At 76.1% G+C, this 1,235-nt stretch carries 2 protein-coding genes; one reads left to right on the forward strand and one right to left on the reverse strand.

The window, feature by feature from the left end; all coding sequences use genetic code 11:
* The coding region (locus tag AC0CYZ_RS13510) for a hypothetical protein (RefSeq protein WP_472216106.1) at window positions 1-334 on the reverse strand (334 nt) is incomplete at its 3' end.
* 24 nt (window positions 335-358) lie between these two features.
* On the opposite strand from AC0CYZ_RS13510, the gene AC0CYZ_RS13515 reads away from it, so the two are divergent.
* The coding region (locus AC0CYZ_RS13515) for an HNH endonuclease signature motif containing protein (RefSeq protein WP_472216108.1) at window positions 359-1,235 on the forward strand (877 nt) is incomplete at its 3' end.

The following is a 1,235-nucleotide window of genomic DNA, read 5'->3' on the forward strand; positions in this document are numbered from 1 at the left end:
GGTGGCCGTCGGGGTCGTAGAGCAGCAGCCGGACACGGCTGTGGGCGCGGTGCCAGGCCATGGCGACGGCGACGGAGTGGGGGACCGGGCCGCGGCCGGGAATCTGGGCGGCGCGGCGGTCGAGGCCGAGCACCGTGCGCAGTCCGGCGCGTAGCGCAACCCGGGGCACGAACGGCACCCGCCACGGCTCCTCACCTGCGGCGGCACCGGCGACGTGCGGGTCGGGGTCGTGCTGCTGGGTGTCTAGCGGACCGCACACCTCCCCGACGGCGAGGCCCCCGACGACCGCGACCCGAGCAAGCGCCCGCTCGACCACGACGACCACGACGACCACGACGGCGGCCTCGCCGTCGGGGAGGTGTGCGGTCCACTAGACACCCAGCAGCACGATCCCGACCCGCACGTCGCCGGTGCCGCCGCCGGTGAGGAGCCGTGGCGGGTGCCGTTCGTGCCCCGGGTCGCGCTACGCGCTGGACTGCGCACGGTGCTCGGCCTCGACCGCCGCGCCGCCCAGATTCCCGGCCGCGGCCCGGTCCCCCACTCCGTCGCCGTCGCCATGGCCTGGCACCGCGCCCGCAGCAGCGTCCGGCTGCTGCTCTACGACCCCGACGGCCACCTCGAACACACCCTCACCCTCCGGGCACCGCGACGGGGCGTGCCGCCCCCGCACGCCCACCAACGCCGCCACCACATCGTCGAGCTCACCGCCTCCACCCACGAACTCGACGAACTGGCCGCCACCGCGCTCGGCGACGAGCAACTCGCCCTCGATGCCGACCCCCCACCCGGCGGAGTCCTCATCCGCGGCGACGCCCTCGGCCTGCTCCGCAGTGCCGTCCAGGCACTGGCCGAGGCCCGCGCCCGGCCGGTCGAGGAGCATCCCGCCCACACCGACGCCGAGGTCGGGAACCGGTTCCCCAGCGCCGCCCTGCGCGCCTGGGTCCAAGCCCGCGACCAGACCTGCCGCTCCCCGGGCTGCGCCACCGACGCCACCCGCTGCGACATCGACCACACCCTGCCCGTCGCCGAGGGTGGGCTGACCCGCGCCGACGACCTCGGCCCGCTCTGCCGCCGCGACCACACCCTCAAACACGACCCCGACAGCGGCTGGAGCGTCCACCAGGCCCACCCAGGACGCTTCGAGTGGACCTCCCCCACCGGCCGCACGCACACCGAAGAACCCGAGCGCTACCGCCCCGGCCCCGGACCCATCCCACGCAGCGACGACGACCACG

Source organism: Actinomycetospora sp., from assembly GCF_055612215.1.